Below are 25,672 nucleotides of genomic sequence, written 5' to 3' on the forward strand. Positions count from 1 at the left end.
AGGGTAGTATTCATATTCATGCAATAATTGTGAATAAAAATACAATAAGCCAGTGCGTAAGGAAACCAGAATAATTATCCGGCTCCTTACCCAAAATTGAGAAGGTGAACAGACCCTATGTTGAATACGCTGATTGTTGGTGCCACAGGTTATGCCGGAGCTGAACTCGCGGCCTATCTGAACCGCCACCCACATATGAACATAACCGGTTTAACGGTTTCAGCGCAAAGTGCAGATGCAGGAAAATTGCTTTCCGATTTGCACCCTCAATTGAAAGGCATCGTCGATCTGCCTGTTTTGCCGCTCAAAGACGTGGCGGAAGTAGCGAAAGGCGTCGATGTGGTGTTTCTGGCGACCGCGCATGAAGTCAGCCACGATTTAGCGCCGCAGTTTCTGGCGGCCGGTTGTGTGGTGTTCGATCTGTCCGGTGCTTTCCGCGTCAGCAAACCTGAGTTCTATACCGAATTTTACGGCTTTGAGCATCAGCATCTCGATTTGCTCGACAAAGCCGTGTACGGCCTGGCCGAATGGCAGGCTGACAAATTAAAAGATGCGCAGCTGATTGCTGTGCCGGGTTGTTACCCGACCGCTTCCCAGCTGGCGCTGAAACCGCTTATCGAAAACGGTTTGCTCAATGACAGCCAGTGGCCGGTCATCAACGCCACCAGTGGCGTCAGCGGTGCAGGCCGCAAAGCCACGTTGGGCAACAGCTTCTGTGAAGTCAGCCTTCAGCCGTACAAACTGTTCAGCCATCGCCATCAGCCGGAAATCGCCGAGCATCTTGGTGTGCCGGTGATTTTCACGCCACATCTGGGTAACTTCCCGCGCGGTATTCTCGCGACCATTACCTGCCGCCTGAATGCGGGTGTGACGGAGGAGGATGTGGCGGAAGCTTTCCACAATGCGTATCACGACAAACCGCTGGTGCGTCTGTACACCAGGGGCGTTCCGGCGCTGAAAGACGTGGTCGGTCTGCCGTTCTGTGATATCGGCTTCGCGGTGAAAGGCGAACATCTGATTGTGGTGGCGACGGAAGATAACGTTCTGAAAGGCGCGTCCGCGCAGGCTGTGCAGTGCATGAATATCCGCTTTGGCTTCCCGGAAACACAATCCCTGCTTTAACAATCCTCAGATTGTCAGCAAACAGAAAACACGTGTCCCTGAGCGTTTATTCAGACGTTCAGGGATGGTAGATTAAATTAAACGCATTGTTATTAATTAACATAATCAATCGGTCGAGGCGCGAACAGCTATGAATCCGTTAGTCATCAAGTTAGGTGGTGTGTTGCTGGATAATGAAGAAGCACTTGAGCGCCTGTTCATGGCGGTCGTGGCTTATCGTCAGGAATATCATCGCCCGCTGGTGATCGTTCACGGTGGCGGCTGCCTGGTTGATGAGCTGATGAAAAAGCTGAATCTTCCTGTCGTGAAAAAAGCCGGTCTGCGTGTGACACCGGCCGATCAGATTGACATTATTACCGGCGCACTGGCGGGCAGCGCGAACAAAACCCTGCTGGCGTGGGCGGTGAAAAACCACATTAACGCCGTTGGCCTGTCTCTGGCTGATGGCGGCACCGTCAGCGTAACCCAGTTGGATGAATCCCTGGGCTTCGTCGGTAAAGCCGAAGCGGGCAATCCTGCGCTGATCAATACCCTGACCTCTGCGGGCTATCTGCCGATTGTCAGCTCTATCGGTATCACCGAAGCCGGTGAGCTGATGAACGTCAACGCCGATCAGGCCGCGACCGCACTGGCGGCGACGCTGGGCGCGGATTTGATTCTGCTGTCTGACGTCAGCGGCATTCTCGATGGCAAAGGCCAGCGCATTCCGGAAATGAGTGCTGAGAAAGCTGAACATCTGATTGAGCAGGGCATTATTACTGACGGTATGATCGTCAAAGTTCATGCGGCGCTCGACGCCGCACGTTCTCTAGGACGCCCGGTGGATATCGCCAGCTGGCGTCACGCCGAGCAGTTACCGGCACTCTTTAACGGCGTCGCGATCGGCACACGTATTCTGGCGTAGTTTGCCCTTCGGCAGATTTAAGGTCTGGCGCATTTGGTACACACTTTTGTCAGGGCGCAGCAGTTTGCGCCCTTTTGCATAAAAAAATTCAGGAGCAGGAAAATGGCACTTTGGGGCGGACGTTTTACTCAGGCAGCAGATCAGCGGTTTAAAGAACTCAATGACTCACTGCGTTTCGACTACCGGCTGGCAGAGCAGGATATTGTGGGCTCTGTCGCCTGGTCCAAAGCGCTGGTGACCGTGAATGTGTTAACCGCTGATGAGCAAGTTCAGCTGGAAGAAGCGCTGAACATTCTGCTGGAAGAAGTCCGTGCCAATCCGCGCGCTATTTTAACCAGCGACGCAGAAGATATTCACAGTTGGGTTGAAGGCAAGCTGATCGACAAAGTTGGCAATCTGGGCAAGAAGCTGCACACCGGTCGCAGCCGTAACGATCAGGTCGCAACCGACATCAAACTGTGGTGTAAAGCGCAGGTGGTTGAACTGGGCGACGCGCTGCATCATCTGCAACAGGCGCTGGTCGCCACTGCCGAAGCCAATCAGGATGCCGTGATGCCGGGTTACACGCACCTGCAACGCGCGCAGCCGGTGACGTTTGCGCACTGGTGTATGGCGTATGTGGAAATGCTGGCGCGTGATGAAAGCCGTCTGAAAGATACTCTGGCCCGTCTGGACGTCAGCCCGCTGGGTTGTGGCGCACTGGCCGGTACTGCGTATCCGATGGATCGCGAGCAACTGGCTGGCTGGTTAGGTTTTGCTTCGGCAACCCGTAACAGCCTCGACAGCGTTTCCGACCGCGACCACGTGCTGGAGCTGCTGTCCAACGCCGCCATCAGCATGGTTCACCTTTCCCGTTTCGCCGAAGATCTGATTTTCTTCAACACCGGCGAAGCGGCGTTTATTGATTTGTCCGACCGCGTGACATCCGGTTCTTCCCTGATGCCACAAAAGAAAAACCCGGATGCGCTGGAACTGATCCGCGGTAAATGTGGCCGTGTTCAGGGCGCGCTGACCGGCATGATGATGACAATGAAAGGTCTGCCGCTGGCGTACAACAAAGACATGCAGGAAGACAAGGAAGGGCTGTTCGACGCGCTCGACACCTGGATGGATTGCCTGAACATGGCGTCGCTGGTGCTGGATGGCATTCAGGTGAAACGCCCGCGTGCCAAAGAAGCCGCGCAGCAGGGTTACGCGAACTCCACCGAACTGGCGGATTATCTGGTCGCCAAAGGTGTGCCGTTCCGCGAAGCACACCACATTGTCGGTGAAGCCGTGGTCGAAGCCATCAGACAAGGTAAAGCGCTGGAAGCCTTAACGCTGGCTGACTTGCAGAAATTCAGCAGCGTGATCGGCGACGACGTTTATCCGATCCTTGAGCTGCAATCCTGCCTCGACAAACGTGCAGCCAAAGGCGGTGTTTCTCCGCAACAAGTCGCACAGGCCATCGCCGATGCGAAAGCTCGTTTAGGGCTGTAGGTTTTCGATGTTTACAATCTTCTAACGATATTAATAAACCAGCACCTGTGCTGGTTTATTAATTTTGAAAGTACTTTTGTATAATAATTAACAATGGTGTAATTTTTTATAAGCGTGCTATTTTTTCATGACGGGCTGTATAAATCCCCCTGAATCAACCAAGAAGCTAAATAACTCAAATTTGTTGTTTGTTTTGTTTTTTTTATAAACAAATTCTTCGGCCAAAATATATTTTTGGTACTCGGAAATATAAGTTATTTTAATCAAGGAATTGTCCTTCTCTAGACTGTATAGGACTCTTGATTTTTCATATGGCCCTAACATTTTCTTCTTTTCCTTCATGAGGATGATAAAGTTCCCTTCAGGCATTGCATTTTTGAAATCATTTGACGTCTCTGCATACATTTCCTTTAGGTTATTATCATTGTACTCTGCTTGAAACGTTTTTATTTTAAGTTGTACTTCTTGCATGTTTTTACTATCACAGGCTGCGATTGTAAAAATCATGACGATCAATATAAAGTATTTGATACAGCTATTATAAATTATCATGACTATCCTAATCGAAAGCACATTTAGTTGATTGGTGGCAGGTGATTTTCCCTACAAATGCACCGGCACCTGGCCCTGCTCCAAGCGAGCCAGATTTGTTCCCTGCACTATCTTTCATTGCTGTTATCCCAAATTTACCCAACCAGCCTCCGGCACCCCCCCAACCCTCGAGGTCGCTTTCTCCGGAAGATACGCTTCCTCCTGATATCGTTCCTGTAAATGCGCCTCCGGCCGCAATTCCAATTCCTTCATGTTCGCAAAGTGAACGATAGGTACATAAATCCACGCCGATTGGAGACCCTACATTTGTTCCAGCAGCTAAGCCATATGAATCGTTCCCACCCATAAAGAAATCAAGTGCGTATGACAAATCTACAGAGATAGAACCAGACATTGGTGCATAGTAAGGCCCGGATATCGCTAATAGCGCACCTTCACGATCACTTTCTGACAAATAACGACCAGCTGATTCTGCCGCCTGACCAGTTTGCGATATACCAATTCCAAAGCCTTTTAGTCCCAAGGCATCGATGTATTGAACAGGATTGTTAATGTATATGTATCTATTCCACCCACCTCTCAACCCGATCGGATCCTGAGTAATATACCGCCCCAGMGCCGGRTCATAATAACGRTGGCGGTTGTAATGCAGCCCYGATTCYTCGTCGTAATGCTGGCCCTGCATTCTTATGGGCTGSCGCAGTTTGTACGGATTAAAAATATCTACCGCGTTGCCCCAGACGTCTGAAATCGCGTCCCATTCCACCTTGCCGGTTTTGTGATTAATCAGCGCCACCGGCGTGCCGAGATGATCGCAGTGATAAAGGTGCAGTTTGAGTTCACCGGCGTCCGGCAGCGGTTCGATCCACGGGGCGAGATTTTCGGTCTTCAGGCCCACGGAGGCCAGCCACTGCAGGTGCGCATCGCTGACGTCGTTCCGGCGGATTTCCTTTTCGATGTCGTTAAATCGCTGATGGATATCGCCGGGGAACGGGCTGCCGGCGTCTTCTTCGAGCTTTTCCGCCAGCGTGCGGTGGCTGTCTTCCATCCGCGCGTGCTCCGCGCGCAGCAGCGGGACGAAGCTGCCCGGATGATAAATGGTGTGCAGCTGGGTGTCGCGGTTCTCAGTCAGCACCAGCCTGTCGCCGTCCCAGCCAAACCAGGTGTTCTGCGTTTGTGCTTCGCCGGATTGCGGGTTTATCTGGCTGACGTGTTTGCCCACCCGGCGGCCGAGCGGGTCGTAGATATAGCGCGCCCGCRTCAGCGTCTGGCCGTCTTCCTCCGTTGTCASGCGCGTCAGGCGGTGCGCCTGGTCGTAAGCCATGCGGGTAACCGCTCCGCCGCCGTGCGGGGTGTGCATCCRGCCCGCGTGGAACGGACGTTTTTCSGTCAGGTTGCCAWAYYKGTCGTATTCATAAAGGTAACGTTCGTCRCGCTGCACGCGGTTGTGGTACCAGACCGGCCGCGCGTCTTCCGGCGGAACGTTCAGGTCAYGGTGCGTGACGCTGCGGTTGCCRGCGGGGTCGGTCAGGGTGGCGAGAAAGCCGTCGGGTGAGCTGACGCTKTKYARRCGTCCGGCTGGCGTATAAGCRTARTGATGGTCGCCGAGGCCGGTGGTCATCTTCGTCATCTGCCCGGCGKYGTTGTAGTCGTAGAGGCGTATCAGGTTCGGATGGCCGACGTCCGGCGTGTGCTGGCCGGCGAGTTGTCCGGTCAGCGAATAGGCGTTTTCGCTCTGCCAGTTATCGCTGAACCGCCGGGTGATTTCGCGGTGCAGCCTGTCGCGGCTGAGTTCCAGCACCACGTCGTGCCCGAGCTTCACGCCCAGCAGGTGGCCSGGGCCGTAGGTCTGCCAGTGGATTTCCGGCAGGCCGTCGTARCGSACSGARRCCTCRAARCCGCGCGGGTCGAACTGATGGCGGACGGTGTGCTGCCACAGCAAATCGCCGTGCGCGTTGCGGATAATCTGCCGCTCGCCGGTCAGGTTGTCGTTGTCGTCGTACTGAAAGCGCACGGTGACMAGATGGGTTTCGCTGCGGTGGGCGGTCTCGTTGACGCGTCCGGCGGCGTCGTACTGCCACAGCACCTCGTCCGGACCGTCRTCCGTGTCCGGSCGCTGCTGGCGGATAAGCTGGCCGTCCTCGTCGTAGTGCCAGTGCGTAAYMAGCCCGGCGTCRTCGCTRYGSATWARCTGWCCGGCGGCGTTGTACTGATAATTTTGCACGCGSCCGTCGAAGCCGGTTTCCTGAGTCAGGCGGTCCATGACGTCGTAGSTRAAATGCGTCTCCGCGCCGTTTTCATTMRYCARCCGCACCAGCCTGCCCGCGCTGTCARAYMCKGTTTGYCGCGTGAGCCCGCCTTCGGTYTGYGASGTYGGGTTGCCGCGCTCATCGTARGTCTGCGTGGACTGMSTGCCGTCGGGGCGGGTGACGGTGATGACGTCGCCCGCGGCGTTGTATTCCCRRCGSGYTCTTGCSCCGCTGGCATCTTCGCGAACAATCCGTCTGCCGCGCGCGTCGTACGCAAAGCGGGTCTTCATCCCTTCTTCGTGCAGGATTTCAACCGGCTGCCCGTCGCGGTTGTAGCGGTATGACGTCTTAAACCCGGAGCAGTCAGTGAAGGCAATCAGCAAGCCGGCCGCGTTCCATTCCAGCGTCTGCCGTCCGCCTGCCGCGTCTTCGGTGGCGCAGGGCTGCGCGCTCTTRTCGTCCGCGTAGTGATAGCGGCGGGTCTGGTTCAGGGCATCGGTCTCAGCCGTCAGGCGCCCCAAAAMATCGTAGGTNTTTCCCTACGCGGCGTCCGTCGGGCGCGGTGGCCGAAATCAGCTGCCCGGCGCGGTTATAGCTGAACCGGCTGCGCTTTTCGCCGCCGGGGTGGACGATTTCGGTCAGGTCACCGCTGGCCGGGTTGAGATGAAACCCGGTGGTGCGCCCGGCGGTATCAGTCTGCGAGGTCAGCCCGCCGCGGCTGTCGAAGGTGCTTTGYACACAACTGCCGTCGGCGTTGTCGAGCCTGACCACGCGCCGCAACCCTTTCTCGCCCTCAAAATGATACACGCGCAGCCGCCCGAGGCTGTCGGTGACGCGTGTCTGATTTKTRCTGTATTCAAACTGRTAGCTCAGGCCGCCCGGGTTGACCTGCGAAACMACCCTGCCGGACGCGTCGTACACGTAGCGCGTGGCCGGACGTCCGGCGTAGCGGTGCGCGACCATCAGGCCGGTGCCGGCAGGTTCCGGATGCCAGTCAAACTGGCGGACAGTTTCACCGGCGCGGTCGTACACGGTTTTCAGCTCGCCGCGCGGGGTGTAGTCGTAGCGGGCCAGCGGCCTGGACGGYAAATCCGGAAACGCCGCATCCTTCGTCAGCCAGACGGCGGAMAGCCGCACGCCACARTCAGAACCCCAGGCTGTATTCAGGGCGGGTCTGAAATCCGGCAGCGTGACTAATTCAAGGCGGAAACGCCGCCCGCAGCTGTCGGTGACGCCGGTAATCTGTCCGGCAAATTCGCCTTCCTCATCGCGGTGATAGTTAAGCTGATTGCCGAAACGGTCGGACAAACCCAAAAGCACACGGGACGACGGCAGCGGGCGCGGCAGCACGTCTTCAGCGGTTGCRGGTARCTGCACGCAGCCCAAAATCCACCAGGGGCCGGTGGCGTCGTTGGCCACAAAATAAKARTGCGGGCTGTTGCGCAGTGCTTCCGGCAGGGCCTGCCARAGCGGGCTGAGCGGATGRTTWTCAGGCTGTTTAYCGRYGCCGCCGCGCGCCAGCCAGAGTTTTTCGCTGTGGCTGAAGGCAATCTGGCCGGGCGGAAGCAGGTGAAAATGAATGCTGCGCCCGGCATTATCGTTAAGGATAAGTTCGTCRGCACGGATTTGCAGGCGGATATYCGCCGCCGCCGACCAGCCGGGGCCAAACATGCCGACCGGCGCGGGCGTGTCCGTTTTATAGCTGCTGTAGCWGCGCGAAAGCACAAAGGGCAGCGGCGCGGGCAGCGCAATATCGGTCTCGCCGGGCAGAACTTTGGCACCGAGGGACGGGCTGACCGGATTCCCAACAGTGGGACTGCCTGGACTTGCAGGGCAAACAGAGCAGGCGACGCCGGTGGGCGCGCCAATCATTACGCCCAGCGAGCCCTGAACAATCGGGCCGCCAATGGCGGTGTTATCGAACTGTCGGGCAGCGGGAAATCCGGTCATGGGTAAGTCCTTTTGGGTAAAGCGTCCATGGAATGATTGATTTGAAGATGGGGTATTTATTGTTTTATTCATCAAATAAATACAACAAAATCAAAGTGATAGAGGAATTTAAACTTTAAAAGGTGTGCGCGTTGTGAGGCGGTTCACAGGTATGAGGAATGCAGAAAAAGTGAAGGGGGTTGAGGATAAACTCCCCGGCCAATGGTCGGGGAAAATCAAGGCAAAAAAGTATTCTTTACCAGTCCTGCGGCATTTCTTCCTGCCCGGCGCGGAACTGGCCGCGGGGCATGATATTTAACGTTTCATGCAGTTCCGACCACACCAGCACGATGTCGCCGCTTTTCAGCTGGCGTTTCACGTCATCCACTTTTTGTTCAAGAGATCTTTCCTGCTCGCCGTAGTCGGTGCCTTCGCGTAAAACGAAAGATTCCACCACGCTGGTGAGCAGCTCTGCGTCCAGTTCCTGCCAGGGAATTATCACAACGTTATTTCCTTTGTTTTTTCTTCAGTCTGTTCAGTGATGGGGTCTGCTGCTGTTTCTAAGTGCGGCGCAATCCACGCCGGAATGCGCTGTTCCAGCCACATCTGCGGATTACGCAGGCTGCCGGATACGAAACCCACGTGGCCACCGTGTTCGGTCAGCTGGTATTCGACGCAATCCGGTAAATCCCCGGCTTTCGGGATCACGTCCGGCGTCATGAACGGATCGTCTTTCGCATGGATAATCAGCAGCGGGATCCTGACCTGCGCGAGTAACGGCATTCCGCTGCACTGGCGATAATAATCCAGTGCGTCGGCAAAACCGTGAGCTTTTGAGGTAATCGCATCGTCGAAATCGCGGATGCGGCGCATGGCCTTAAGTTGTGTCAGCGTGACGGGCAGGGTACCGGGATATTTCGCCAGTTTCCGTGACGCATTTCCTTTGAGCTGATCGAGCAGGTAGCGCTGGTAAATCCGCGATGTGCCCTGTTCCAGCCGGTAAGCGCAAGGTTCGAGCATCAGCGGAGCCGACACCACGACGGCGGCGTTCAGCGTACAATTTTCGCCTTCCTGCCCGAGATAACACGCCAGCATATTACCGCCGAGCGAAACGCCCACTGCCCCGGTCGGCACTTCGCCGTAGGTTTCATTCAGCCAGCGAATGAAAAAGCGGGCGTCTTCGGTTTCGCCGGAATGATAAATACGCTGAAGTTTATTGGGTTCGCCGCTGCATCCGCGAAAATGCATGACCACACCGAGCCAGCCGCGTTCTTTCCACGCCTGTAATAATCCGTGAGCATACGGGCTGTAAAAACTGCCTTCCAGCCCGTGAAACAGGATCATGCGGGGCTTATGGCGCGCCTGTTGCGGGTCCTCGCTCCAGGCTAAATCCAGAAAATCGCCGTCCGGCGTGTCCAGCCGTTGCCAGTGAGGTTTGAGTTTTGCATTGCGCCGGACCAGCCGCGGAAGCAGTGTCTGGATATGCGGATTGCTGGCCCCGCGCAGGGGGCGAAAGGATTCATACATAAGATGAATAAATTTCTCTTAAGAGGCTCTTGTGCGATCAATATCACGCTGTTAGCTTCAATGCTATCGCACATCTTTCGGGTCGGAGAACCCAAATTAAATGGAACTTGGTTTATTTTTATCGATGCTTGGATTTTTATGGGTCGCCGCTATCACTCCTGGCCCGAATAATATGTTGTTAACCACGTCAGGCGCTAACTTCGGTTTCTTCAGATCACTCTGGCTGATGGTCGGCATTATGCTCGGCATGCAAAGCATTTTGCTGCTGGTGGCGTTCGGCGTCGGCGGGCTGATTACTGTTTATCCTGCGCTGCACCTTTTCCTCAAAATCGCCGGGAGCCTGTATCTGCTGTGGCTGGCGTGGAAAATTGCAACGTCTGCGTATGAAACGCTGGAAACCGGCGCGCCGCCGCCGAAGCCGATTCGTTTGTATCAGGGGTGGTTGCTGCAATTTTTGAATCCGAAAGCCTGGCTGATGGGACTTGGCGCTGTCGCCAGTTTCAGTCTCGCCGGTGCGGCCTATAACCATTCGATTGCCGGGATCAGCCTGGGAATGTTTATGGTAAATCTGGTTTCCGGGATTATCTGGCTGGGCTTTGGCACCGTGATTGGCCGTCTGCTGCGCAGTAAGCGCGCGTGGTACACCTTTAACATCGCGATGGGGATCCTGACCGCCGCCTGTGTGTTGCTGATCTGGCACTGACAAAAAAAGCCCGCCTCTGACTGAAGGCGGGCTTTTTATTTCCAGCTGTAGATTATTTGAAGCCGTCGGTTTTCATCAGGTTATCCAGTACACCCATTTCGGTATCCAGTTCAAGCTGGTCGTTTTCCAGCAGCCGCTGATGCTGCTGATCAAACATGCTGCGGATATCTTTCAGGGTTTGAAGCGTTCGCTCACCCGTTTTCACATCGCTGGCCTGCTGACGTCGTAAATTCAGATCTTTATCAATGAAGGTATTCACGGCGGGCATATACCGCTGGAAGAAACGGGTAGCCGGCGCTACGTCTTTCGGGTCTTCCTGCATGCATGTCTGAATACGGCGTGCTGATAACGCAATTTCAGCGATCTCGTGACGTAATTCCGGTGGGAAATCGGTCAGCGCAGACTTGTTTTCCAGTTGTGCAATTTCTTGATCAAACGCTCTTGCTGGGATGTACGGTTTTGATTTTCTGACCGGCTTATCATCCATCCAGATTTGATGCGACGTGTTCGCCTGTAAGCTTTCGGTTTTTACCGATGCTCTGGTGCGTAACGGCATGGGCTTCACGATATCCATCGGCGCAGTGACAGGTATGTGGCTCTGTTTTTCGATTTTGCGTAAATGTATTACCGCGCCGATAACGACAATGACAAACGCGGCATAGAAAACGGTATAAGGCGCGAAGCTGAAGAAATCTACATAAGCGAACAGGCCGATGATCCACGGGAGGAACATTCCGGTCAGGGAGAAACGGAATTGGGTGAGTAAACTGAGCAGCAATGCCGTGGTGGCCATCCAGAAGGGGATTGCCAGCATATCGCCAGTGAAAGCCCAGAGAAGGCCCACCAGACAGCTGTAATACAGACTCAGACGGTCATAGAGAAATGTATGAAATAACAGAATGAAAGACATCCACACCAGAACGGAAGAGGCACCGCTCAGATCCTTCCTGGCGATGCTGTCCACTACGTTGAGATATTCACCGGATGTCGCTTTCCCATAGATAATGCCCGCAATGATTAACAGAAAATGGATGAATATTCGTGCGCCCCGGGATTGCTGGTAGACGGAGCTGATCGCATCAGTATTGTGATTTATTGACCTCATGACTGCGCTGTTGCCTTAATCTGTGGGTTATTCTCCGCCGCAATCGAGGCCAGTTTAGTCCGCAGTTCCTGTTCCATTGTGCCCAGTTCTTTCTCCACTTCTGCACGGCGCGCGCGGGCATTGCTGGCGATATTCATCGTGTCTTCGAGCGTACTCAGCAAACGCTCCTGAACATCGCGCAGGGTTTCAACATCAACAATAGAACGTTCAACTTCCGTCGCGGTTTCGATGCTGCCGGTTTGCAGCAATTCTGCATTGCGGCGCAACATAGCGTTGGTGGTATCGGCGACATCTTTTTGCAGTTTCGCGGCCTGACGCTGTGAGTTCAGCGACAACGCCAGCACGATCTGGCTTTTCCAGACCGGAATGGTGGTGAGAATGCTGCTCTGGATTTTTTCTGCCAGCGACTGGCTGTTGCTTTGCATCAGGCGAATTTGTGGCGCGGTCTGGATGGACATGGTTCGCGTCAGCATCAGGTCACTCAGGCGGCGCTCGAAGCGCTGGATCCCTTCGAACAAGTCACGCACGTTCTGGGCATCCATGGCATCGCCGGAAACCTGAGCTTTTGCTTGTGCCGCAGGAATGGCCTCAGACTGGATCTGCTCAATCTTCTTTTTACCCGCCATGATATGCAGGCTGATGTCTTTGAAATACTCGCGGTTGCGGATGAAAAGCTGTTCAAGCGTGGCGATATTGCGCAGCAACTCTGTGATGGTGTCCTGCAATTTTTCGGAAAGTGTATCGACCTGCCGGGCCAGCGTCTGGTATTCCAAAAGCGTGCGCTCAACTTTATTAAACAACTTGCCGAGCAGCGGAATAGATTCCAGCAGGCCTTTTTTCTGGTCGAAAACGGTCAGGTCAATGCCTTTCACTTTGCTCAGTAAATCCGTGAGCTGCGCGCCCACTTCGCCCGCATCTTTGGCGCGGACTTCCTGCATCAGGGATTCGTTAAACCGCGACATGGCATTCAGGGTTTTTGCGCCATAGGCAATCGAAATGACCGGATCGGTGATATCGATTTGCGCCGCAATTTCGTCTATTTTTTGCTGTTCTTCGGCGCTGATGGCGGGAGTTTGTGTGTCCGGCGCGGCGGTCAGATCGGTTGCCAGTTGGGTGGATAAAACAGGCTCTTCCAATGGCCGGGAAACAGGGGTATCCGTCACGTTATCATCCTTTTAAATTCAGGCGGGTTTCGATTAAGGAATCGAAGAGATGGACGAATTTTAACGCGCAAAACCAGTGACTGCCAGTGAACCGGGCATGAGAAAAGGAACCGCCTTATCCGGAAAGGATAAAGGCGGTTTTACAGCAAACTCAGCTTTCTATATCAAACGCTTTTGACATCTCTTCCAGCTGTTCCTGCGCATCGAGCCAGGTCATTTCGGTTTCATCCAGCGCGCTTTTCACTTTGGTCTGCTGTTGCAGACATTCGGTAAGATCGGCTTTACGGCTGATGTCGTAAATTGCCGAATCAGCCAGACGCTCTTCGATTGTCGCCAGTTCGGTGCCCAGTTTTTCCATCTGCGCTTCGAGTTTGGTGATTTGCTTACGCAGCGGCTGAGTCTGGTTGCGGAAATCGGCTTCGCGGCGTTTCTGATCTTTACGTGACTGCGCGCTGTTCATGCCACCGTCTTTGGCCGGTGCATCCTGCTGGCTTTCCTGACGCTGAATATCCACCAGCCATTGCTGATAATCTTCCAGATCGCCGTCGAACTGTTCCACTTTGCCGCCGTGAACCAGATACAAATCGTCAGTAGTCGAACGCAGTAAGTGACGGTCATGCGAGACAACAACCATCGCGCCTTCGAAGTCGATTAACGCTTCGGTCAGCGCCTGACGCATATCGAGATCCAGGTGGTTGGTCGGTTCATCGAGCAACAGCAGGTTAGGGCGCTGCCAGACGATGAGTGCCAGCACCAGACGCGCCTTTTCGCCGCCGGAGAAACGCCCGGTCGGATCCGTCACTTTGTCGCCGTGGAAACCAAATCCGCCCAGATAATCACGCAACTGTTGTTCCGTTTCGCGTGCGGCGAGGCGGGTCAGATGTTGCAGCGGCGATTCGTCGGCACGCAAAAACTCCAGCTGATGCTGGGCGAAGTATCCGAGTTTCACGCCTTTCGCCAGGCCGATGTCGCCCTGAAGCGGCGGCATGGTACCGGCGAGCAGTTTGATCAGCGTCGATTTACCCGCGCCATTACGGCCTAACAGGCCGATACGCGAGCCCGGCACCAGATTCAGTTTGATGGAATCCAGAATGGTGGTGTCGCCGTAGCCTGCGCTGACTTTTTCCATGCGCAGCAGCGGATCGGGTAAACTTTCCGGCGAGCGGAAGCTAAAATGAAAAGGATTGTCGACGTGCGCCGGCGCAATCAGTTCCATGCGCTCCAGCATTTTGATGCGACTCTGCGCTTGTTTAGCTTTAGTGGCCTGAGCACGGAAACGGTCGATGTAACTTTGCAGATGCGCCACTTTTTCCTGCTGACTTTCAAACAATGCCTGCTGTTGCGACAGTTTGGTCGCACGCTGGCGTTCGAAAGACGAGTAGTTGCCGGTGTATTCGTTCAGCGATTGCTGTTCGATATGCAGAATTTTATCGACAATCGGATCCAGGAAATCGCGGTCATGAGAAATCAGAACCAGCGTCCCGGTATAGCCTTTCAGCCACTTTTCCAGCCAGATGACGGCGTCTAAATCCAGGTGGTTGGTCGGTTCATCCAGCAGCAGTAAATCAGAACGACAAATCAGCGCCTGCGCCAGATTCAGACGCATACGCCAGCCACCGGAGAAGGATTTTACCGGCTGCTGTAACTGATTCTGGCTAAAGCCCAGACCGCTCAGCAGGCTGGCCGCGCGCGCCGGGATTGTCCAGGCATTAATCGCATCGAGTTTGCCGTGCAGTGTGGCGATAGCGTGGCCATCATCACGCTCATTGGCGTGCTGTAATTCGGATTCTAACTGACGAAATTCGCGGTCGCCGTCGATAACATACTCTATCGCCGGCTCGTCGAGTGCCGGTGTTTCCTGATTGACCCAGGCCAGCGCCCAGTTACCGGGAAAAGTCAGGTTGCCGGCGTCGGCGCTCATTTCACTTTTCAGCAGCGAAATCAGGGTGGATTTACCGCAGCCATTTTTGCCCACCAGTCCGACTTTCTGGCCGGGATTGATGGTCGCAGACGCGTTGTCCAGCAGCACATTGGTGCCGCGTCGGATTTGTAAGGAGGAGAAAACAATCATAAAGCGCCGTGTTGAGAGTATGTTAAATTGTCATGATAATGATTTAAACAAGACGTATCGCGTCCCATTTAGTCTTTGCGAAGCATGGTAACGGAAAAACCGCACCCTGACGACGCTTTGGAGGTATTGATGTCGCAGCCACCAAAGGTTTTGCTGCTTTACGCTCACCCGGAATCACCCGATTCGGTCGCCAACCGCGTTTTACTGCAACAAGCCCGGCAGCTCGAACATGTCACCGTGCATGATTTGTACGCCCACTATCCTGATTTCTTTATTGATATTCATCGCGAGCAGCAATTGTTGCGCGAGCACAAAGTGATCGTTTTCCAGCATCCTCTTTATACCTACAGTTGCCCGGCGTTGCTGAAAGAGTGGATGGATCGCGTTCTGGCGCGTGGTTTTGCCAGCGGGGCTGGCGGGAATGCACTGAACGGAAAATACTGGCGTTCGGTTGTGACCACCGGCGAACCGGAAGGGGCGTATAAAGCGGGCGGATATAACCGTTATCCGATGTCCGACATTATGCGTCCGTTCGAGCTGACGTCGGCGATGTGCCATATGCACTGGATGACGCCGATTATCATTTACTGGGCGCGCCGTCAGAAACCTGATGTGCTGCAAAGCCACGCCGAAGCGTATGGCGAATGGCTGAAATCCCCGCTGCCGAACGGAGGGATTGCCTGATGGACGGTTCAAATTTACCCGCCGCGATCCTGCTGTTTTTATTTGCGGCCGTGGTGGCGGTTCCCGTTGCCCAGCGTTTAGGAATTGGCGCGGTGCTCGGCTATTTGCTGGCCGGGATCGCCATCGGCCCGTGGGGTTTGGGTTTCATCCGCGACGTCGATGAAATTCTGCATTTCTCCGAGCTGGGCGTGGTGTTCCTGATGTTTATCATCGGGCTGGAGTTGAATCCGGGGAAACTGTGGGCGCTGCGGCGGCAAATTTTTGGCGTCGGCGCCGGGCAGGTGATTCTGACCGCGCTGGTGCTCGGCGGTTTATTGTGGCTGACGAAATTCTCCTGGCAGGCGGCGGTCATCGGCGGCATCGGGCTGGCGATGTCATCAACGGCGATGGCGTTACAGCTGATGCGCGACAAGGGCATGACGCGTAATGAAGGCGGTCAGCTGGGTTTTGCCGTACTGCTGTTTCAGGATATAGCCGTAATCCCGGCTTTGGCGCTGATCCCCATTCTGGCGGGCGGCTCTGAAGGCAGTAATAACTGGGAAATGATCGGCCTGAAAGTGCTGGCTTTTGGCGGCATGTTAATCGGCGGCCGCTATCTGCTGCGGCCGATTTTCCGGCTGATTGTGGCTTCTGGCGTCCGCGAAGTCTTTACGGCGGCGGCGCTTCTCGTGGTGCTCGGTTCCGCGTTGTTTATGGATACGCTGGGCTTTTCGATGGCGCTCGGAACATTCATCGCCGGTATTTTACTGGCCGAAAGTGAATATCAGCACGAACTGGAAATCGCGATAGAGCCGTTTAAGGGTTTACTGCTCGGGCTGTTCTTTATTTCCGTCGGCATGGCGCTCAATCTCGGCGTGCTTTACACCCATATTCTGCTGGTGCTGGCGGGTGTCATTATTCTCGTGACTGTCAAAGGCGCTGTGCTTTACGCACTTTCGCGGATATTCGGATTGCGTACGTCGGTCCGGTTGCAGTTTTCTGCCGTTCTCAGCCAGGGCGGCGAGTTTGCCTTCGTGCTGTTCTCGGCGGCGGGGGCGCAGAAAGTCATTTCTTCCTCGCAGCTTTCGCTGTTGCTGGTGGTAGTGACGTTATCAATGATGACCACGCCGCTGCTGATGCAGTGGGTGGATCGCATTCTGGTTCGCCGCTACAACGACGGTGAAGAAAGCGATGAAAAACACTTTGTGCAGGATGATGAACCGCAGGTGATTATTGTCGGGTTCGGGCGTTTCGGGCAGGTGATTGGGCGTTTGCTGATGGCGAACAAAATGCGGATTACCGTGCTGGAGCGCGATATCAGCGCCGTCGGCCTGATGAGGACTTACGGCTACAAAGTGTATTACGGCGATGCGACTGAACTGGAATTGCTCAGGGCGTCTGGCGCGGAAAAAGCGAAGTCGATCGTGATCACCTGCGATGAGCCGGAAGATACGATGACCATCGTGCATCTGTGCCAGCAGCATTTTCCGCATCTGAATATTCTTGCCCGCGCCCGGGGGCGTGTGGAAGCGCATGAGTTATTGCAGGCCGGTGTGGCGAATTTCTCCCGCGAGACGTTTTCCAGTGCGCTGGAGTTAGGGAAAAAGGCGCTGGTAACACTGGGCATGCATCCGCACAGCGCCTACCGTGCCCAGCAGCATTTCCGCCGTCTTGATATGCGGATGCTGCGTGAACTGGTGCCGCAAAACCGTGGCGACGTGGCGCAGATTTCCCGCGTGAAAGAAGCGCGGCGTGAGCTGGAAGACATCTTCCAGAGCGAAATGCACAACGAACGGCGTCAGCTTGACGGCTGGGACGATGATGAATAGTCCGGCAGACGAAAATTTTTTATGCCGTCTGAATGAAAAATGACCGGAAGCAATGTCGAAAATTTCAGGAGAATTAACATGGCGTCTACCCGTAAACGTTTCATCGCTGGTGCGGTGTGCCCGAAATGTAAGGCGATGGATACACTGGCTTTATGGCAGGAAGATCAGGTCGAAGTGGTGGAGTGCGTGCAGTGCGGGCACCATCAGCGGCAGACCGACGCGCAGGTCAGTAAGAAGCTGCGCCCGGAAGAGCAGGTGATTGGTATTTTCGATCCGAAGTAGCGTTATCGCTCGCGTTTTTTTATGCTGTTAAGTACAGAGACGCGGATTTCCGCTACACTCTTCGCCAAATTTATCCGGCGGTGATTTTCAGGATGATCTCATCCAAAAGACGCCGTCACTGAATTAGCCTTAAGCGAAGTAGCGATCGTTCCCGAAACGTTCGCAGACAACAAATTGAGTATCCAACGGTAGGAGTTATCATGAAAGTAGCAAAAGACCTGGTCATCAGTGTGGCATATCAGGTACGTACAGAAGACGGTGTGTTGGTTGACGAATCTCCGGTGAGCGCGCCGTTGGATTACCTGCACGGCCATGGTTCCCTGATCTCCGGTCTGGAAACTGCACTTGATGGTCATGCTGTTGGTGATGTGTTTGATGTACATGTAGGCGCAAACGACGCTTACGGCAACTACGACGAAAACCTGGTTCAGCGCGTACCGAAAGACGTCTTCATGGGCGTTGACGAGCTGGAAGTTGGTATGCGTTTCCTGGCTGATACCGATCAGGGCCCGGTTCCTGTCGAAATCACTGAAGTTGACGGCGACCACGTTGTGGTTGACGGTAACCACATGCTGGCGGGTCAGGATCTGAACTTCCACGTTGAAGTGGTTGCTATCCGTGAAGCGACTGAAGAAGAACTGGCTCACGGCCACGTTCACGGCGAACACGGCCATGACCATGGTCACGACCATGAACACGGTGACGGTTGCTGCGGTGGCCACGGTCACAGCCATGATCACGACCACGACCATGACCACGGTAAGAAAGGTGGTTGCGGCGGTAACGGCGGCTGCGGTTGCCACTGATCGTTCTGTCAGCAGAGCGGTTAAAAACAAAAGGCGCCTTCAGGCGCCTTTTTGCTGCATGCCATAGCCCAAATCAGTAATGCGGCGGCGGCGTTTCTTCCGACTGATCGGCAATCATTGACGGCTGGCTGGCGCGCAGTTTGTCTGTCAGCAGGCGCAGGTGATCGTGCAATCTGCTCATTTCCAGCTGGTGCTGCGTCACAATCAAATTCAGTTCTTCGATGGTGATTTCCTGAAAAGCCAGTTTGTTTTCCAGCATCTCCAGGCGTTGTTCAACGGTATTTGAGTCCATCATCATTCCCTCATTGTGCGTCCCAAGCCTCTCAGATTGAGCGCTGACCGGAACCTCATTCTGTATTGTAGACCGGCGATTCTACCCGTAAACCTGCCTGATTGCCTGACCTGCGGCGCTTTATCTGTCCGTCCTGATAATTTTAGGAAACTAATTGATGCAAAAAAGGTCGGAATAAGACGCTAATGGCGTGTATAGAGATTGTTTTGTCGTGAGACGGACAGTTATAGTAACCGCCGAACTTTCGTAATTATTACCAGAGGTCACACACTTCTGGTCTTGGAGAAATGGATGAAATCACTGTTTAAAGTAACTCTGCTGGCAACCACCATGGCGATCGCCCTGAATGCCACTCAGGTTATGGCTGCTGAAGCCACAGCACCGGCCGCTGCTGCCCCTGCGCCAGCCGCTGCAGCTGCACCGGCAGCAACAGATAAGACCAAGTTCAAAAGTGATGACGAGCAGGCAGCGTATGCACTGGGTGCATCTCTGGGCCGTTACATGGACAATTCACTGAAAGAACAAGAAAAACTGGGCATCAAACTGGATAAAGACCAGCTGATCGCCGGTGTTCAGGACGCGTTTGCTAACAAAAGCAAACTGTCTGACCAGGAAATCGAGCAAACTCTGCAAACCTTCGAAGGCCGTGTGAAAGCATCTGCACAGGCTAAAATGGAGCAGGACGCTAAAGCTAACGCTGAAAAAGGCGACAAATTCCGTGCTGACTTCGCCAAAGAAAAAGGCGTGAAGAAAACTGAATCTGGTCTGCTGTATCAGGTAGAGAAACCAGGTACCGGCACAGCGCCGAAAGACAGCGATACCGTTGTTGTTAACTACAAAGGCACCCTGACCGACGGGACTGAGTTCGATAACTCTTATACCCGTGGTGAGCCGCTCTCCTTCCGTCTTGACGGTGTTATCCCAGGCTGGACCGAAGGCCTGAAACACATCAAGAAAGGCGGCAAAATCAAGCTGGTTATCCCAGCAGAGCTGGCTTACGGCAAAACTGGCGTCCCGGGGATCCCGGCTAACTCCACTCTGGTGTTCGATGTTGAACTGCTGGATGTGAAAGCAGCGCCAAAAGCTGATCCTAAAGCCGCTGAGAAACCTGCTGAAGCAGAAGCTGCGCCGAAAGCTAACTAAGCTGCCGCACAGTTGCTGCATAAAACCGTCGCTTAACGCGGCGGTTTTTTTTCGTCAGTAACTTTTATTTGAACCAGCCCCTCATTTTATTGCGGTTACTCTATGATGATAACTTGACGCTTTTGTCTGCCCGGCATAACGTCACAGATCCATATACTCGCAAGGCCGTTTTTTCTGTATTTTTGATACAGTAACGACCCTGGAACGATGAATAATGCGCTCTGACTCCCGTTGGAAGGCGCGATATAGAGGGTGGTAGCTTCGATGTCTAATTCGCTTATAACTGGCGAAACCGGCGATCTGGATTTGCTGGACCAACGTCCTTTCAGCCAGGTCGACCATGAAATCTTGTCTTCATACGAGGCCGTGGTGGACGGGCTTGCAATGCTGATTGGTGAGCACTGCGAAATTGTGCTGCATTCACTGGAAGACCTGAAATGCTCTGCGGTTCGCATCGCCAATGGCGAACATACCGGCCGCAAAATCGGCTCACCGATTACGGATCTCGCGCTGCGCATGTTGCATGACATGACCGGCGCTGACAGCAATGTCTCCAAAGCTTATTTCACCCGTGCGAAAAGCGGTGTGCTGATGAAGTCGGTGACTATCGCCATCCGCAACCGTGAGCAGCGTGTCATCGGGCTGCTGTGCATCAACATGAACCTTGATGTGCCTTTCTCGCAGATCATTCAGACCTTCATGCCGCCGGAAACGCAGGAAGTCGCTTCTTCGGTGAACTTCGCGTCGTCGGTTGACGATCTGGTCGCTCAGACGCTGGAATTCACCATTGAAGAAGTGAATGCGGATCGCAATGTTTCTAACAATGCGAAGAACCGTCAGGTTGTACTGAATCTTTATGAAAAAGGTATCTTTGATATTAAAGATGCAATCAATCAGGTGGCTGACCGCCTGAATATTTCCAAGCACACTGTGTATCTTTATATCCGACAGTTTAAAAGTGGTGACCTGGTGGGGAACGAACGTTGAAGCTCCGCTACTGCCTTTTGGTAACTGGTCCGGCGTATGGAACTCAGCAAGCCAGTGCGGCGTATCAGTTCGCACTGGCGCTCATTGCCAGCGGGCATCAGCTCGACAGCGTTTTTTTCTATCGTGAAGGCGTACTGAATGGCAACCTGCTTTCTGCTCCAGCCTCCGATGAATTCGATTTAGTGAGATCCTGGCAGCGAATGGCCGCCGATCATCAGGTGGCACTGAATGTTTGTGTTGCTGCTGCTTTGCGTCGCGGTGTGATTGACGAAACGGAAGCCCATAATCAGGGGCACGGTCAGACTAACCTGCAACCGGGTTTCCATCTGACCGGCCTGGGCAGTCTTGCTGAAGCTTCGCTGACCTGTGATCGTATGGTTCAGTTCTGATGTGCTATTGCAGAGAACAATAATGAAGAAGGTAGCGTTTATATTCACGCAGGGACCGCACGGTTCTTCCGCCGGGCGCGAAGGTCTCGATGCGCTGCTAGCCACCTCAGCGCTGACCGAAGATATTGGCGTCTTTTTTATGGCAGACGGTGTTTTTCAGCTGATGCCTGCGCAGCAACCTGAAAAAATTCTGGCCCGTAATTATATCGCCACGTTCGGTGTTCTGCCCCTTTATGATGTTGACCAGTGCTTTGTCTGCACCGAGTCGCTGAAGGCTCGCGGTTTATCTGCCGGGCATGAATGGGTGCTGGACGTTGAGCCGCTGTCTGTGGCCGAAATCCGCGGCCGGCTGGCCAGTTACGATGTGGTGATGACGTTTTAGATCAGGAAATCCTATGCTTTTTACCCTTTCCAATTCTCCGCAACATTGTGATTTTTCATTGCTTCTTAAGATGGTTGCATCGGATGACGCGCTTTTGCTGATGCAGGATGGCGTACTCGCGGCGATCCATGACAGTGAAGCCTGTGAACTGCTGAGCCAGCATGTTCAGTCAGTGTATGTATTAAGCGAAGATCTGGCCGCGCGAGGATTGGTTGGTCAAATTTCGCACAAAATCACCCTGATCGACTATACTGGTTTCGTTGCGCTGACTGAGAAGCATGCCCAGCAAACGGCATGGTGAATCAACGATGTGCTGTATATTTCTTGACACCCTCTTAGGTCAGCCCTAAAATTCTGCGTCCCCATATTAGCTAATGCTTTTTATGGGGCGATTTATCACGCGTTTACAAAGTAGTTTATGAACCAAAATCCAGGAGCTTTTTAATGGCAACAATTAATCAGCTGGTACGCAAACCACGCTCTACGAAGGTTGCTAAAAGCAACGTTCCAGCGCTGGAAGCTTGCCCGCAGAAACGTGGCGTATGTACTCGTGTATATACTACCACCCCTAAAAAACCAAACTCCGCACTGCGTAAAGTATGCCGTGTGCGTTTGACTAACGGTTTTGAAGTTACCTCCTACATCGGCGGTGAAGGTCATAACCTTCAGGAACACTCCGTGATCCTGATCCGTGGCGGTCGTGTAAAAGACTTGCCAGGTGTGCGTTATCACACCGTCCGTGGCGCACTGGACTGTTCAGGCGTTAAGGATCGTAAGCAATCTCGTTCTAAATACGGCGTTAAAAAGCCGAAGTCTTAATGGTTCTCCGTTAAGTAAGGCCAAACATTTTCACTTTACTGTCAAAATAAACTCTTAGAGTTTTGGACAATCCTGAATTAACAACGGAGTATTTCCATGCCACGTCGTCGCGTCATTGGTCAACGTAAAATCCTGCCAGATCCTAAGTTCGGATCCGAACTGCTGGCAAAATTCGTAAACATTCTGATGGTAGATGGTAAAAAATCTACTGCAGAAGCAATCGTCTACACTGCTCTTGAGACCCTGGCTCAACGTAGCGGTAAAGGCCACCTGGAAGCTTTCGAAGTCGCTCTGGACAACGTTCGTCCGACTGTCGAAGTTAAGTCCCGCCGCGTAGGTGGTTCTACTTATCAGGTTCCAGTTGAAGTCCGTCCGGTTCGTCGTAATGCTCTGGCAATGCGTTGGATCGTTGAAGCTGCTCGTAAACGCGGTGATAAATCCATGGCTCTCCGCCTGGCGAACGAACTTTCTGATGCTGCAGAGAACAAAGGTACTGCAGTTAAGAAACGTGAAGACGTTCACCGTATGGCTGAAGCCAACAAGGCGTTCGCCCACTACCGCTGGTAATCACTTCGCAGTAGTTATGCTAACCAAGCGGGCGCTTCAAGAAGCCAACCCGCTTGGGTTAACCGAACTTGAACGTCCTAGTAATAGAGGAATCAAATGGCTCGTAAAACACCCATTGAGCGCTACCGTAACATTGGTATCAGTGCTCACATCGACGCCGGTAAGACAACTACTACCGAACGTGTTCTGTTCTACACCGGTGTAAACCACAAAATCGGTGAAGTTCATGACGGCGCTGCAACCATGGACTGGATGGAGCAGGAGCAGGAGCGTGGTATTACCATCACGTCAGCTGCAACTACCTGTTTCTGGTCTGGTATGGCTAAGCAGTTCGAACCACACCACATCAACATCATCGACACCCCAGGGCACGTTGACTTCACCATCGAAGTTGAACGTTCCATGCGTGTTCTTGATGGCGCGGTAATGGTTTACTGTGCTGTTGGTGGTGTTCAGCCACAGTCTGAGACCGTATGGCGTCAGGCAAACAAATATAAAGTTCCACGTATCGCGTTCGTTAACAAAATGGACCGTATGGGTGCTAACTTCCTGAAAGTTGTTGATCAGATTGAAAAACGTCTGGGCGCAACTCCGGTGCCACTGCAACTGGCAATCGGCGCGGAAGAAAAATTCACCGGTGTTGTTGACCTGGTGAAAATGAAAGCTATCAACTGGAACGAAGCTGATCAGGGCGTTACCTTCGAATACGAAGAAATCCCTGCAAACATGCAAGAACTGGCTGAAGAATGGCGTCAGAAACTCGTTGAAGCCGCTGCTGAAGGCTCGGATGAGCTGATGGAGAAATTCTTTGGTGGCGAAGAGCTGACTGAAGAAGAGATCAAAACTTCTCTGCGTAAGCGCGTTCTGAACAACGAAATCATCCTGGTTACCTGTGGTTCTGCGTTTAAAAACAAAGGTGTACAGGCAATGCTGGATGCTGTTGTTGAGTATCTGCCAGCACCAACTGACGTTGAAGCTATCAACGGTCTGTTGGACGACGGTAAAGACACTCCGGCAGTTCGCCATTCTGACGATTCTGAGCCGTTCTCTGCTCTGGCGTTCAAAATTGCTACTGACCCATTCGTGGGTAACTTGACGTTCTTCCGTGTTTATTCCGGTCTCGTCAACTCAGGTGACACTGTATTTAACCCAGTGAAATCTCAGCGTGAACGTCTGGGTCGTATCGTTCAGATGCACGCTAACAAGCGTGAAGAGATCAAAGAAGTTCGTGCAGGCGATATCGCTGCAGCGATCGGTCTGAAAGACGTGACTACTGGTGATACCCTGTGTGATCCGGATAACGTGATCATTCTGGAGCGCATGGAATTCCCTGAGCCGGTAATCTCCGTTGCTGTAGAACCGAAAACCAAAGCTGACCAGGAAAAAATGGGTCTGGCTCTGGGCCGTCTGGCAAAAGAAGACCCATCATTCCGCGTTTGGACTGATGAAGAGTCTGGTCAGACAATCATCGCAGGTATGGGTGAACTTCACCTGGATATCCTGGTTGACCGTATGCGTCGTGAGTTTAACGTTGAAGCTAACGTCGGTAAGCCGCAGGTTGCTTACCGTGAAGCAATTCGCGCTAAAGTTACTGATGTTGAAGGTAAACACGCTAAGCAGTCTGGTGGTCGTGGTCAGTACGGTCACGTTGTGATCGACATGTACCCATTAGAACCTGGCTCGAATCCGAAAGGGTATGAGTTTGTCAACGAAATCAAGGGTGGTGTAATTCCTGGCGAATTCATCTCCGCGATTGACAAAGGCATCCAGGAACAGCTGAAGTCTGGTCCACTGGCGGGTTACCCGGTAGTAGACCTGGGCGTGCGTCTGCACTTCGGTTCTTACCATGACGTTGACTCCTCCGAGCTGGCGTTTAAACTGGCCGCTTCTATCGCCTTCAAAGATGGCTTTAAGAAAGCGAAACCAGTTCTGCTTGAGCCGATCATGAAGGTTGAAGTAGAAACGCCTGAAGAGAACACTGGTGACGTCATCGGTGACCTTAGCCGTCGTCGTGGTATGCTGAAAGGCCAAGAATCTAACGCTACTGGTGTTGTGATTCATGCCGAAGTTCCGCTTTCCGAAATGTTCGGTTATGCGACTCAGCTGCGTTCACTGACCAAAGGCCGTGCATCTTACTCCATGGAATTCCTGAAGTATGATGATGCGCCAAATAACGTGGCCCTGGCCGTTATTGAAGCTCGTGGCAAATAAGCCACTGGTTTAAACACAATGATCCCGTGCTCTCTCTTTGAAGGGAGAGCACAAGAGTAAGGAATATAGCCGTGTCTAAAGAAAAATTTGAACGTACAAAACCGCACGTTAACGTTGGTACTATCGGCCACGTTGACCACGGTAAAACTACCCTGACTGCAGCAATCACTACCGTTCTGGCTAAAACCTACGGCGGTTCTGCACGCGCATTCGACCAGATCGATAACGCACCAGAAGAAAAAGCTCGCGGTATCACCATCAACACTTCACACGTTGAATATGACACCCCAAGCCGTCACTACGCGCACGTTGACTGCCCAGGGCACGCCGACTACGTGAAAAACATGATCACCGGTGCTGCTCAGATGGACGGCGCGATCCTGGTTGTTGCTGCAACTGACGGCCCTATGCCTCAGACGCGTGAGCACATCTTGCTGGGTCGTCAGGTTGGCGTTCCTTACATCATCGTGTTCCTGTCTCTTATACACATCTCCGAGC

The 25,672-nt window shown here is 53.4% G+C and carries 26 protein-coding genes; 17 read left to right on the forward strand and 9 right to left on the reverse strand.

Annotated elements, in window-relative coordinates; genetic code table 11:
• Positions 1-117 precede the first annotated feature (117 nt).
• The 3 genes from argC to argH all read left to right on the forward strand — a co-directional run bounded on the left by argC (position 118) and on the right by argH (position 3,505).
• A complete protein-coding gene (gene argC, locus KWG64_RS22210) occupies positions 118-1,122 on the forward strand; it encodes an N-acetyl-gamma-glutamyl-phosphate reductase (protein ID WP_218523141.1) in 1,005 nt (334 codons plus the stop codon).
• Positions 1,123-1,252: 130 nt separating this feature from the next.
• Positions 1,253-2,026 (forward strand): acetylglutamate kinase, encoded by a 774-nt coding sequence (gene argB, locus KWG64_RS22215; protein ID WP_101079876.1) that lies wholly within the window; start codon positions 1,253-1,255, stop codon positions 2,024-2,026.
• 102 nt (positions 2,027-2,128) lie between these two features.
• Positions 2,129-3,505 (forward strand): argininosuccinate lyase, encoded by a 1,377-nt coding sequence (gene argH / locus KWG64_RS22220; RefSeq protein ID WP_218523142.1) that lies wholly within the window; start codon positions 2,129-2,131, stop codon positions 3,503-3,505.
• A 117-nt stretch (positions 3,506-3,622) separates the two neighbouring features.
• On the opposite strand, the gene KWG64_RS22225 is transcribed toward argH, so the two are convergent.
• The 5 genes from KWG64_RS22225 to KWG64_RS22240 all read right to left on the reverse strand — a co-directional run bounded on the left by KWG64_RS22225 (position 3,623) and on the right by KWG64_RS22240 (position 9,762).
• Positions 3,623-3,976 (reverse strand): hypothetical protein, encoded by a 354-nt coding sequence (locus KWG64_RS22225; RefSeq protein WP_218523143.1) that lies wholly within the window; start codon positions 3,974-3,976, stop codon positions 3,623-3,625.
• Positions 3,977-4,064: 88 nt separating this feature from the next.
• Positions 4,065-6,689, reverse strand: coding sequence for an RHS repeat domain-containing protein (locus KWG64_RS25765; RefSeq protein WP_255562265.1), 2,625 nt, complete (start codon positions 6,687-6,689; stop codon positions 4,065-4,067).
• 118 nt (positions 6,690-6,807) lie between these two features.
• On the reverse strand, positions 6,808-8,256 hold the full coding sequence (locus KWG64_RS25770) for a DUF6531 domain-containing protein (RefSeq protein ID WP_255562266.1): 1,449 nt from the start codon (positions 8,254-8,256) through the stop codon (positions 6,808-6,810).
• Between the two features lie 235 nt (positions 8,257-8,491).
• Positions 8,492-8,737, reverse strand: a complete 246-nt coding sequence (locus KWG64_RS22235; protein ID WP_101077427.1) for a YheU family protein — start codon at positions 8,735-8,737, stop codon at positions 8,492-8,494.
• Entirely contained in the window at positions 8,734-9,762 is a 1,029-nt protein-coding gene (locus KWG64_RS22240) for a hydrolase (protein ID WP_218523144.1), read from the reverse strand. Before KWG64_RS22240 ends, KWG64_RS22235 begins: the two co-directional genes overlap by 4 nt.
• A gap of 100 nt (positions 9,763-9,862) precedes the next feature.
• Here KWG64_RS22240 and KWG64_RS22245 point away from each other — a divergent pair, with 100 nt between their 5' ends.
• Positions 9,863-10,465, forward strand: a complete 603-nt coding sequence (locus tag KWG64_RS22245) for a LysE family translocator (RefSeq protein WP_101077425.1) — start codon at positions 9,863-9,865, stop codon at positions 10,463-10,465.
• Between the two features lie 52 nt (positions 10,466-10,517).
• On the opposite strand, the gene KWG64_RS22250 is transcribed toward KWG64_RS22245, so the two are convergent.
• From KWG64_RS22250 to KWG64_RS22260, 3 genes are all read right to left on the reverse strand, one after another.
• The gene (locus KWG64_RS22250) at positions 10,518-11,570 is read right to left on the reverse strand and encodes a 5-bromo-4-chloroindolyl phosphate hydrolysis family protein (RefSeq protein ID WP_218523145.1); all 1,053 of its coding nucleotides are present in this window, start codon (positions 11,568-11,570) and stop codon (positions 10,518-10,520) included.
• Entirely contained in the window at positions 11,567-12,706 is a 1,140-nt protein-coding gene (locus KWG64_RS22255; protein WP_218523157.1) for a toxic anion resistance protein, read from the reverse strand. Before KWG64_RS22255 ends, KWG64_RS22250 begins: the two co-directional genes overlap by 4 nt.
• Positions 12,707-12,884: 178 nt before the next feature.
• A complete protein-coding gene (locus KWG64_RS22260; RefSeq protein ID WP_218523146.1) occupies positions 12,885-14,804 on the reverse strand; it encodes an ABC transporter ATP-binding protein in 1,920 nt (639 codons plus the stop codon).
• A 129-nt stretch (positions 14,805-14,933) separates the two neighbouring features.
• On the opposite strand from KWG64_RS22260, the gene kefG reads away from it, so the two are divergent.
• The 4 genes from kefG (at position 14,934) to slyD (ending at position 18,384) form a co-directional block, all read left to right on the forward strand.
• Complete coding sequence (gene kefG / locus KWG64_RS22265) at positions 14,934-15,488, forward strand: glutathione-regulated potassium-efflux system ancillary protein KefG (protein ID WP_195814716.1); 555 nt, start codon at positions 14,934-14,936, stop codon at positions 15,486-15,488.
• Positions 15,488-17,296, forward strand: a complete 1,809-nt coding sequence (gene kefB / locus KWG64_RS22270) for a glutathione-regulated potassium-efflux system protein KefB (RefSeq protein WP_218523147.1) — start codon at positions 15,488-15,490, stop codon at positions 17,294-17,296. Before kefG ends, kefB begins: the two co-directional genes overlap by 1 nt.
• 78 nt (positions 17,297-17,374) lie before the next feature.
• Positions 17,375-17,578: a YheV family putative zinc ribbon protein gene (locus tag KWG64_RS22275; protein WP_218523148.1), complete on the forward strand. Its 204-nt coding sequence runs from the start codon at positions 17,375-17,377 to the stop codon at positions 17,576-17,578.
• Between the two features lie 200 nt (positions 17,579-17,778).
• Positions 17,779-18,384: a peptidylprolyl isomerase gene (gene slyD, locus KWG64_RS22280; protein WP_195814714.1), complete on the forward strand. Its 606-nt coding sequence runs from the start codon at positions 17,779-17,781 to the stop codon at positions 18,382-18,384.
• Between the two features lie 73 nt (positions 18,385-18,457).
• Here slyD and KWG64_RS22285 read toward each other — a convergent pair whose 3' ends face one another.
• Positions 18,458-18,676, reverse strand: a complete 219-nt coding sequence (locus KWG64_RS22285; RefSeq protein ID WP_112288598.1) for a protein SlyX — start codon at positions 18,674-18,676, stop codon at positions 18,458-18,460.
• Positions 18,677-18,967: 291 nt separating this feature from the next.
• On the opposite strand from KWG64_RS22285, the gene fkpA reads away from it, so the two are divergent.
• The 9 genes from fkpA to KWG64_RS22330 all read left to right on the forward strand — a co-directional run.
• A complete protein-coding gene (gene fkpA / locus KWG64_RS22290; protein WP_218523149.1) occupies positions 18,968-19,819 on the forward strand; it encodes an FKBP-type peptidyl-prolyl cis-trans isomerase in 852 nt (283 codons plus the stop codon).
• 264 nt (positions 19,820-20,083) lie between these two features.
• Positions 20,084-20,806: a transcriptional regulator gene (locus KWG64_RS22295; protein ID WP_165061123.1), complete on the forward strand. Its 723-nt coding sequence runs from the start codon at positions 20,084-20,086 to the stop codon at positions 20,804-20,806.
• A complete protein-coding gene (gene tusD / locus KWG64_RS22300; RefSeq protein WP_218523150.1) occupies positions 20,803-21,195 on the forward strand; it encodes a sulfurtransferase complex subunit TusD in 393 nt (130 codons plus the stop codon). Before KWG64_RS22295 ends, tusD begins: the two co-directional genes overlap by 4 nt.
• A gap of 22 nt (positions 21,196-21,217) precedes the next feature.
• A complete protein-coding gene (tusC, locus tag KWG64_RS22305; protein ID WP_195814711.1) occupies positions 21,218-21,577 on the forward strand; it encodes a sulfurtransferase complex subunit TusC in 360 nt (119 codons plus the stop codon).
• A 13-nt stretch (positions 21,578-21,590) separates the two neighbouring features.
• Positions 21,591-21,878, forward strand: a complete 288-nt coding sequence (gene tusB, locus KWG64_RS22310; protein WP_195825449.1) for a sulfurtransferase complex subunit TusB — start codon at positions 21,591-21,593, stop codon at positions 21,876-21,878.
• A 143-nt stretch (positions 21,879-22,021) separates the two neighbouring features.
• Complete coding sequence (rpsL, locus tag KWG64_RS22315) at positions 22,022-22,396, forward strand: 30S ribosomal protein S12 (protein ID WP_013573668.1); 375 nt, start codon at positions 22,022-22,024, stop codon at positions 22,394-22,396.
• 96 nt (positions 22,397-22,492) lie between these two features.
• Complete coding sequence (rpsG, locus tag KWG64_RS22320; RefSeq protein ID WP_005969574.1) at positions 22,493-22,963, forward strand: 30S ribosomal protein S7; 471 nt, start codon at positions 22,493-22,495, stop codon at positions 22,961-22,963.
• A 96-nt stretch (positions 22,964-23,059) separates the two neighbouring features.
• Positions 23,060-25,174: an elongation factor G gene (fusA, locus tag KWG64_RS22325; protein WP_195814709.1), complete on the forward strand. Its 2,115-nt coding sequence runs from the start codon at positions 23,060-23,062 to the stop codon at positions 25,172-25,174.
• A gap of 71 nt (positions 25,175-25,245) precedes the next feature.
• Positions 25,246-25,672, forward strand: a 427-nt coding sequence (locus tag KWG64_RS22330; RefSeq protein ID WP_218523151.1) for a GTP-binding protein, incomplete at its 3' end; no start/stop codon positions are given.

The organism is Rahnella sp. PD12R, from assembly GCF_019200965.1.
GTDB lineage: Bacteria > Pseudomonadota > Gammaproteobacteria > Enterobacterales > Enterobacteriaceae > Rahnella > Rahnella laticis.

Excerpts from the sequence above, each read along its gene's own strand:
- argC (WP_218523141.1), top strand. The coding sequence starts at position 118 with ATGTTGAATACGCTGATTGTTGGTGCCACAGGTTATGCCGGAGCTGAA.
- argB (WP_101079876.1), top strand. The coding sequence starts at position 1,253 with ATGAATCCGTTAGTCATCAAGTTAGGTGGTGTGTTGCTGGATAATGAA.
- argH (WP_218523142.1), top strand. The coding sequence starts at position 2,129 with ATGGCACTTTGGGGCGGACGTTTTACTCAGGCAGCAGATCAGCGGTTT.
- KWG64_RS22225 (WP_218523143.1), bottom strand. The coding sequence starts at position 3,976 with ATGCAAGAAGTACAACTTAAAATAAAAACGTTTCAAGCAGAGTACAAT.
- KWG64_RS22240 (WP_218523144.1), bottom strand. The coding sequence starts at position 9,762 with ATGTATGAATCCTTTCGCCCCCTGCGCGGGGCCAGCAATCCGCATATC.
- KWG64_RS22245 (WP_101077425.1), top strand. The coding sequence starts at position 9,863 with ATGGAACTTGGTTTATTTTTATCGATGCTTGGATTTTTATGGGTCGCC.
- KWG64_RS22250 (WP_218523145.1), bottom strand. The coding sequence starts at position 11,570 with ATGAGGTCAATAAATCACAATACTGATGCGATCAGCTCCGTCTACCAG.
- KWG64_RS22260 (WP_218523146.1), bottom strand. The coding sequence starts at position 14,804 with ATGATTGTTTTCTCCTCCTTACAAATCCGACGCGGCACCAATGTGCTG.
- kefG (WP_195814716.1), top strand. The coding sequence starts at position 14,934 with ATGTCGCAGCCACCAAAGGTTTTGCTGCTTTACGCTCACCCGGAATCA.
- kefB (WP_218523147.1), top strand. The coding sequence starts at position 15,488 with ATGGACGGTTCAAATTTACCCGCCGCGATCCTGCTGTTTTTATTTGCG.
- KWG64_RS22275 (WP_218523148.1), top strand. The coding sequence starts at position 17,375 with ATGGCGTCTACCCGTAAACGTTTCATCGCTGGTGCGGTGTGCCCGAAA.
- slyD (WP_195814714.1), top strand. The coding sequence starts at position 17,779 with ATGAAAGTAGCAAAAGACCTGGTCATCAGTGTGGCATATCAGGTACGT.
- KWG64_RS22285 (WP_112288598.1), bottom strand. The coding sequence starts at position 18,676 with ATGGACTCAAATACCGTTGAACAACGCCTGGAGATGCTGGAAAACAAA.
- fkpA (WP_218523149.1), top strand. The coding sequence starts at position 18,968 with ATGAAATCACTGTTTAAAGTAACTCTGCTGGCAACCACCATGGCGATC.
- KWG64_RS22295 (WP_165061123.1), top strand. The coding sequence starts at position 20,084 with ATGTCTAATTCGCTTATAACTGGCGAAACCGGCGATCTGGATTTGCTG.
- tusC (WP_195814711.1), top strand. The coding sequence starts at position 21,218 with ATGAAGAAGGTAGCGTTTATATTCACGCAGGGACCGCACGGTTCTTCC.
- tusB (WP_195825449.1), top strand. The coding sequence starts at position 21,591 with ATGCTTTTTACCCTTTCCAATTCTCCGCAACATTGTGATTTTTCATTG.
- rpsL (WP_013573668.1), top strand. The coding sequence starts at position 22,022 with ATGGCAACAATTAATCAGCTGGTACGCAAACCACGCTCTACGAAGGTT.
- rpsG (WP_005969574.1), top strand. The coding sequence starts at position 22,493 with ATGCCACGTCGTCGCGTCATTGGTCAACGTAAAATCCTGCCAGATCCT.
- fusA (WP_195814709.1), top strand. The coding sequence starts at position 23,060 with ATGGCTCGTAAAACACCCATTGAGCGCTACCGTAACATTGGTATCAGT.